Origin of the sequence: Pseudomonas sp. BAY1663 (genome assembly GCF_000582595.1) — a bacterium.
Classification (GTDB): domain Bacteria; phylum Pseudomonadota; class Gammaproteobacteria; order Pseudomonadales; family Pseudomonadaceae; genus Stutzerimonas; species Stutzerimonas stutzeri_AF.
Genome location: NZ_AZSV01000062.1, coordinates 20,440 through 27,069 on the forward strand (window position 1 = coordinate 20,440; position 6,630 = coordinate 27,069).

The following is a 6,630-nucleotide window of genomic DNA, read 5'->3' on the forward strand; positions in this document are numbered from 1 at the left end:
TGGATCACGCTTCACCGATCCACCGGGCGGGGTCAAGGTGGATGTAAAAAGCGACATCCACCCTACGCCGCTGCCGAAGGCTTGAAGCTTGAAGCTTGAAGCTTGAAGCTTGAAGCTTGAAGCCCGAAGCCTACTTCCCCAGCTTCCTCAATTCATCCGATTCGACGATCCGCACGCCGTCGCCTTCCTCCAGCGCCAGGCGCCAGAGCGCGCGGGCCAGGGTGCAGGCCTCGATGCCGTGGTATTTGCCCGGCAGCAACTGCGACAGCGGCGCGGCGATGCGCTCGGCCAGGCGCAGCTCCAGGCGCGGGCCGAGCAGCTGCGAGGGGCGGGCGATGGTCAGTTGCGGCCAGTCCTGTTGCTGCAGCGCCGCTTCCATCTCGCCCTTCACCCGACAATAGAAGATCGAACTGTCCGGGTCGGCGCCCAGCGAGCTGATCACCAGCAGGTGGCGCGCGCCCAGCTCGCGGGCGCGGCGGGCGAAGGCCACCACCAGGTCATGGTCGATGGCGCGAAAGGCGTCGTCGCTGCCGGCCTGCTTGCGCGTGCTGCCGAGGCAGCAGTAGGCGGTGTCGATCTCGCCGGACAGCTGCGGCAGCAAGGCGCGCAGTTCGCCGACCGGGTTTTCCAGGCGCGGGTGGGCGGCCAGCGGCTTGCGCGTGGGCGCCAGCACGCGCTCGACGGTGGGCTCGTTGAGCAGGCGATCGAGCAGGTGCTCGCCAGCCAGTCCGGTGGCGCCGGCAAGCAGAATACGCTGTGGCGTCAGATACATGCTTTCGCTCCTGTGGCGATCATTGAGTGGTCGCGGTTCGCTGCCGCTGAACGTGCCGCCAGCGTTCGACAACCGTTTCGGGCGCCCATATCTGCGGTTCCGAAGCCTGATAGTCGTCGGCGCGCTCGCGTTCGGCAACCTTGGCCTTCGCCAGCGTGAAGGCCTGCACGATATCGTCGGTCTCCTGCAGCGCCTCGGCGAACAGCGCGCGGCCGAAATAGGTGAAGTCGCTTTCCTCCGAGCAGCCGAAGGACACCCGGTCGGCGCGCGCGGCGGTCATCACCAGGGTGCGCGGGCTCTTCAGCGGTTCGATGAAGCCGCCCGAATAGCAGGCGGAAATCACCACCAGCGTATCGCGGGCCGCGAGCGGCTCCAGCAACTGCGCGAGGTCCTGCGCGGAAAGGTCGTCGAGGCTCAGGCGCGGTTGCTCGAGCACCAGTTGGTGATCCGCCGAGCCATGGCTGGTGAGGTAGAGGAAGATCAGGTCTTCCTCGCCGCTGCGTTCGGCCAGTGCGCGGATCGCCCGCGCCAGGTTCTCGCGGGTGGCCAGCGGCCGGTCGCTGAGGTGGTCGCGGTGGTTGGCCAGGCTGAGCTGCCCGTGGGCGGCGAAGCGCTCGCCGAGCAGGCGCTGCACGTAGTCGGTTTCGCGCAGGAACACACTCTGGCGGCCGTCGCCGGCGACGGTCAGCGAGTAGAGCTCCGCCGCCGCGGTAGAGGCGGGCAGGGCGGCGATGGCCTCGTCGAGCAGCCGCCCCTGGTCGAGCAGGGCGAGTTCCAGCGGGTCCGGCAGCGCCCGGCCCTGTTCGTCGCGGATACGTCGGTCGTTGCGCCAGACGCCGCGCTGCCGGCTGCCGTCGGCGAGCGTCAGCACGCCTTCACCGGCGAAGCGGCCCTGGCGGAAGCCGCCGGTGTAGAAGCTGCCGTCCGGACGGTCGAGGCGGCCCTGGCCATGGTAGCGCCAGTGCTGGAACTGGCCGGCATAGCGGCTGCCGTCGCTGGCGAGGTGGCTGCCGGTGCCGTTCAGCTCGCCGTGCTCGAAGGTGCCGCTCCAGACGTTGCCTTGGGTGTCCTCGTAGCGGCCCTGGCCGTGGAACTGGTCATGCTCGAACTGGCCGCTGTAGCGCTCGCCGCTGCTGGCCAGGTAGCTGCCTTCGCCGTTCAGGCTGCCGTCGCGGAAGTCCCCGGCGAACTGGCCGTCGGTGTCGCTGCGGGTGCCGGGGCCCTGCGGCTGGCCCTTGCTGAAGAGCCCCTGGTGGCGCAGGCCGTCGGCATATTCCAGGCTGCCCTGGCCGTGATAGAGGTTGTCGCGGAATTCGCCCTCGTAGACCGTGCCGTCCTGGCTGAAGCGCCCATGACCATGCATGCTGCCGCGCTGGAATTGCCCTTCGTAGACACCGCCTTCGGCATAGCTGAAGCGGCCGAGGCCGTCGAACAGGCCGTGCCTGAACTCGCCCTCGTAACGGTCGCCATTGGCGCCGGACCAGCTGCCCAGGCCGTGCCACTGGCCATCCTTGAATTGCCCGAGGTAGTAGCTGCCATTGGGGTAGTCGATGCGGCCGCTGCCCTGCAGCAGGCCATCGACCACCTCGCCGCGGTAGCGCCCGCCATCGGGCAGTACGGCATTCGGCGGGGTGAGGGGTTCGCCCTCGCCGCAGGCGGCGAGCAGGCAGGTCAGCAGTAGCGGGAGAAGGCGACGCATGCGGGCATCCGCTCAGGCAGGATGTCCGCAGTATGCCGCAAACGCGGCGGGCTGCGACATTCGCGCGCAGCTCAGAGAATGCACAGCGCCAGGGTTTCGGCGATGTAGGCGGGTTTTTCCGAGCCCTCGATCTCCATCTCGGCGCGCGCTTGAGCAGCCACTGGCCGGGATTCTTCTCGTAGGCGTCGAGCAGCGTCAGCGCCAGGCGCACCCGCGAGCCGACGCGTACCGGCTGGATGAAGCGCAGGCTGTCGAGGCCGTAGTTGACGCCCATCCGGGTGCCCTCGGGGACCACCAGCAGATCGCCCATCAGCATCGGCATCAGCGACAGCGAGAGGAAACCGTGGGCGATGGTGCCGCCGAACGGCGTCTGCGCGGCTTTCTCGGGGTCGACGTGGATGAACTGGTGGTCGCCGGTGCAGTCGGCGAACTGGTCGACGCGTTGCTGGTCGATGGTGAACCAGGCGGAGCGGCCCAGCTCCTTGCCGATATGGTCCTTGAGCTGTGCGACGGGTACTTGTGGCATGCGGCCTCCGGGGTTTTTCTTGTGATTGGCGTTGGGGCTGCGACCTAGATCAGCGTGCAGCGCGCATCGGGGCAAGCAGCATCGGCGGCGCGAATGACCCGCCATAGCGCGGCGCGGGCGTCTGCCGGCGTTGCGGCTTATACTGGCGGACATTTGCCGGAGGCTCCCCATGCTGCTTAGAGGCCTGACCTGGCTGGTCGTGTTCCAGCTGCTCGGCACCGTGCTCAACGTGCTGTTCCTGCCCATGCTGCCGGGGCCGATCATCGGGCTGGTGCTGCTGTTCGCCGGGCTGCTGGCACGTGGCCGGGCCAGCGAGTCGCTGCAACTGGCGGCGAGCAGCTTGCTGCGTTACCTGCCGTTGCTGCTGGTGCCGCCGGCGGTGGGTGTGATGGCCTATACCGAGGAGATCCTCGCCGATTTCTGGGCGATCGTCGGAGTATTGGTGATTTCGCTGCTGGTCTCGCTGGTCTTCACCGGTTGGCTGATGCAGCTGTTGATCGGGCGCAAGCAGCGCCGCCAGGAGCGCGCATGATGCAATTGCACTGGCACGCGGCCTGGCAGGCGCTGATCCATCACCCGCTGTTCGGCGTGGGCATCACCCTGGTGATCTTCCAGCTGGCCTATGCGGCCTACGAGAAGACCCGCTGGGTGTTCCTGCAGCCGGTGCTGGTGTCGATGACGCTGATCGTCGGCGTGTTGCTGCTCTGCGGCCTCGACTACGCGGAATACCGCATCAGCGCGCAATGGCTGACGATCCTGCTGGGACCGGCCACGGTAGCGCTGGCGGTGCCGCTGTACCTGAACCTGCGGCGTATCCGCGAGCTGTTCGGGCCGATCGTGATCACCCTGCTGGTCGCCGGGACCTTCGCCACCGCGCTGGGCATGGCGCTGGCCTGGGCGTTCGGCGCCGACGAGATGATCCTGATGACGCTGGCGCCGAAGTCGGTGACCTCGCCGATCGCCATGCTGGTGGCCGAGCAGATCGGCGGCGTGGTGGCGCTGGCAGCGGTGTTCGTGATGATCACCGGCGTGCTCGGGGCGATTCTCGGTCCGGAACTGTTGCGCCGTTTCGGGGTTCAGCATCCTGCGGCCCGCGGTATTGCCCTGGGCCTGACCGCCCACGCCGTGGGCACCGCGCAGGCGCTGCAGGAAAGCGACGAGTGCGGTGCCTTCGCGGCGCTGGCCATGAGCCTGATGGGGGTGATGACCGCGGTGCTGCTGCCGCTGGCCGTAGCCCTGTTGCTGTGATGGAGCTTGCATGAGATTGCCGTTGTTTCCGCTGGATACCGTGCTGTTTCCCGGCTGCATCCTCGACCTGCAGATCTTCGAGGCGCGCTACCTGGACATGGTCAGCCAGTGCCTGAAGGCCGGGCATGGCTTCGGCGTGGTGCGCATCCTCGAGGGCCGCGAGGTCGGCGCGGCGCCGACGGCGTTCGCCGCTGTCGGTTGCGAGGCGCTGATCCGCGACTGGCAGCAGTTGTCCAATGGCCTGCTCGGCATCCGCGTCGAAGGCGGGCGGCGTTTCGACGTGCAGTCGTTCGAGGTGCTGCACGACCAGTTGACCGTGGCCCAGGTGAACTGGCGCGCCGAACTCGCCGAGCGGCCGCTGACCGGACAGCATGCCGATCTTGCGGTGTTGCTCGAAGCGCTCGGCCAGCATCCGATGGTCGAGAGCCTCGGCATGGGGCGGTCGGCCACTGGGCAGCGGGCGCTGGCCAGCCAATTGGCCTATCTGTTGCCGTTCGAGGCCGAGCAGAAGATCGAATTGCTGGGGCTGGATGAGCCGGAGCTGCAGCTGGAGCAGATCCAGATCCTGCTCGAGCGGTTGCAGGAGGGTTAGGGTCTGTTGGCGTTTCGTACGAGCGCGTAGGTTGGGTCGGGGCGCGCAGCGACGAAGCCCAACATGTCCATGCCGATCCGATCCCTATTGGGCTTCGCTGCGCTCAGCGCCAACCTACTCGCGAACCCCCGGTCGCATCCATGACGCGCCAGATTTACTGATAGCGATACATCTGCATCGCCGTCGGTAATGCCCAGATGCTGAACGCGCCGAGCAGGCCGAGGCAGGCCGGCAGGACCAGCCACCACACCCTGGGCGACAGTGCCGCCAGCGGGCTGCGCCATTGCACCAGGGTCAGGCTGGCCGCGCAGATGCCGGCGGCGAGCAGCGCGCCGGCGGTGACGTCGGTGGCCCAGTGCACGCCCAGGTAGACCCGCGAGAGGGCGATGGCGGTTGCCGGCAGGCAGGCCAGCAACAGCCAGGCCAGGCGCAGGCGCGGCGGCTGGCCGCGGCCGGCGAGCACGCCGAGGGTGAGGAAGAAGGCGAAGGCCGCCGAGCTGTGCCCGCTGGGGAAGCTGTAGCTGCTCAGCGGCTCCATCAGCACCTCGGGGCGGACACGGGCGAACGCCGCCTTCAGCGCGCCGTTGGCCAGCGCGGTGCCGAGCAGGGTGAGGATGGCGAACAGCGCCGCGCGCCACTGTCGCGACAGCAGCAACAGCGCACCGAGCAGCACCCCGGCCCACAACTGGGTGTGGAAGTCACCGGCGCGGGTGACGACCACCATCAGCCGGCCGAGCAGCGCGCTGCGCTCGCCCTGGATGACCGCGAGCAGGCCCTCGTCGAGTTCCTTCAGGTGCGGCCAGCCGAGGAACAGCCCGAGCAGGATCGCCAGGCTCAGCCCGGCTGACAGCGCGCTGACCCAGCGCAATTGCCGCAGACTGCCGAGCACCGTTGCCGTGACCAGTGCCAGCAACGCCCCGATGACCATTGCCGCCTCGCTCCAGAAGCCTTCGGCCAGTGGCAGCCGCCAGGCGGCGCCGGCGCTCCAGCCGGGCAACAGGTAGGCCATCGACCAGCCGACCGCGGCGCACAGGCTGACCAGCAGGAAGCGTCCGAAGGGCATGTCGAGCATGCCGGCGGTCATCGGCAGCATGGGCCGCAACGGGCCGATGAAACGCCCCACCAGCAGGCTGGCGACGCCATAGCGCTGGAAATAGTGCTCGGCGCGCAGCAGCCATTCGGGATGGTCGCGCAGGCCGCGCAGGCTGCGGATACCCTGGTGATAACGGCGGCCGAGGGCGTAGGACAGCAGGTCGCCGGTCAGCCCGCCGATGAAGCCCAGCACCAGCGTTTCGCCGAGGCTCAGCACGCCGCTGCCGGCCAGCACGGCGATGGCGAAGATCAGGACGGTACCGGGAACGAGCAGGCCGACCACGGCCAGGCACTCCATGCAGGCTACCGCGAGCAGGGCCAGGCCCAGCCATTGCGGATGGGCGGCGAGCCACTGGGTGAGGGTGTCGAGCCATTGGCTCATTCGGCATTCCTTGAGTCGGGACGGCCTTTCGACCTGGCCACGGGACCATGGGTTTCGTCGGGCGATGATAGCGTCGTCCGCCCTGGTCGCGGCGGCACGAACGGCGCCCGTGCCGATGCGTGGCGGGGATTCGTCGTCCTTTCGCCCGGCGCCGCTGTGCGCGGGCAGCCGGGGTGGCTATAATCAGCCGCTTTCCCTTCAGTCAGGCCAGCAAGACCATGACCGAGTCCGTGCTCGACTACATGACCCGCCTGGGCCGCGCCGCGCGCGAGGCCTCGCGGGTGCTCGCGCGTGCCAGCACCGCGCAGAAGAACCGTGC

General features: G+C 68.5%; 7 protein-coding genes and 1 pseudogene. 4 read left to right on the plus strand and 4 right to left on the minus strand.

Annotated features, from left to right (window positions below; all coding sequences use genetic code 11):
- Positions 1–130: 130 nt before the first annotated feature.
- From BAY1663_RS16185 to BAY1663_RS16195, 3 genes and pseudogenes are all read right to left on the minus strand, one after another.
- Positions 131–772 (minus strand): oxidoreductase, encoded by a 642-nt coding sequence (locus BAY1663_RS16185; RefSeq protein ID WP_037042691.1) that lies wholly within the window; start codon positions 770–772, stop codon positions 131–133.
- Between the two features lie 19 nt (positions 773–791).
- Positions 792–2,471, minus strand: a complete 1,680-nt coding sequence (locus tag BAY1663_RS16190) for a C13 family peptidase (RefSeq protein ID WP_037042693.1) — start codon at positions 2,469–2,471, stop codon at positions 792–794.
- 71 nt (positions 2,472–2,542) lie between these two features.
- A pseudogene (locus BAY1663_RS16195) lies at positions 2,543–2,997 on the minus strand (MaoC family dehydratase).
- Positions 2,998–3,166: 169 nt separating this feature from the next.
- Between BAY1663_RS16195 and BAY1663_RS16200 the strand changes: the two are divergent.
- Genes BAY1663_RS16200 through BAY1663_RS16210 form a run of 3 tightly spaced genes read left to right on the plus strand, consistent with a single transcriptional unit; the run spans position 3,167 to position 4,837 of the window.
- Positions 3,167–3,529 (plus strand): CidA/LrgA family protein, encoded by a 363-nt coding sequence (locus BAY1663_RS16200; protein WP_037042696.1) that lies wholly within the window; start codon positions 3,167–3,169, stop codon positions 3,527–3,529.
- Between the two features lie 5 nt (positions 3,530–3,534).
- Positions 3,535–4,245: an LrgB family protein gene (locus BAY1663_RS16205; protein ID WP_164838464.1), complete on the plus strand. Its 711-nt coding sequence runs from the start codon at positions 3,535–3,537 to the stop codon at positions 4,243–4,245.
- A gap of 10 nt (positions 4,246–4,255) precedes the next feature.
- Positions 4,256–4,837 carry an LON peptidase substrate-binding domain-containing protein gene (locus BAY1663_RS16210; protein ID WP_037042699.1) on the plus strand — a complete coding sequence of 194 codons (582 nt, stop codon included), beginning with the start codon at positions 4,256–4,258 and terminating at the stop codon, positions 4,835–4,837.
- Positions 4,838–4,991: 154 nt separating this feature from the next.
- On the opposite strand, the gene BAY1663_RS16215 is transcribed toward BAY1663_RS16210, so the two are convergent.
- Positions 4,992–6,311 (minus strand): bifunctional DedA family/phosphatase PAP2 family protein, encoded by a 1,320-nt coding sequence (locus BAY1663_RS16215; protein ID WP_037042702.1) that lies wholly within the window; start codon positions 6,309–6,311, stop codon positions 4,992–4,994.
- Between the two features lie 218 nt (positions 6,312–6,529).
- Here BAY1663_RS16215 and BAY1663_RS25415 point away from each other — a divergent pair.
- A partial coding sequence (locus tag BAY1663_RS25415) for a hypothetical protein (protein ID WP_256206829.1) occupies positions 6,530–6,630 on the plus strand: 101 nt, incomplete at its 3' end.

Coding starts and splice junctions, on each gene's coding strand:
- BAY1663_RS16200 (WP_037042696.1), top strand. CDS start 3,167: ATGCTGCTTAGAGGCCTGACCTGGCTGGTCGTGTTCCAGCTGCTCGGC.
- BAY1663_RS16210 (WP_037042699.1), top strand. CDS start 4,256: ATGAGATTGCCGTTGTTTCCGCTGGATACCGTGCTGTTTCCCGGCTGC.
- BAY1663_RS16215 (WP_037042702.1), bottom strand. CDS start 6,311: ATGAGCCAATGGCTCGACACCCTCACCCAGTGGCTCGCCGCCCATCCG.
- BAY1663_RS16190 (WP_037042693.1), bottom strand. CDS start 2,471: ATGCGTCGCCTTCTCCCGCTACTGCTGACCTGCCTGCTCGCCGCCTGC.
- BAY1663_RS16185 (WP_037042691.1), bottom strand. CDS start 772: ATGTATCTGACGCCACAGCGTATTCTGCTTGCCGGCGCCACCGGACTG.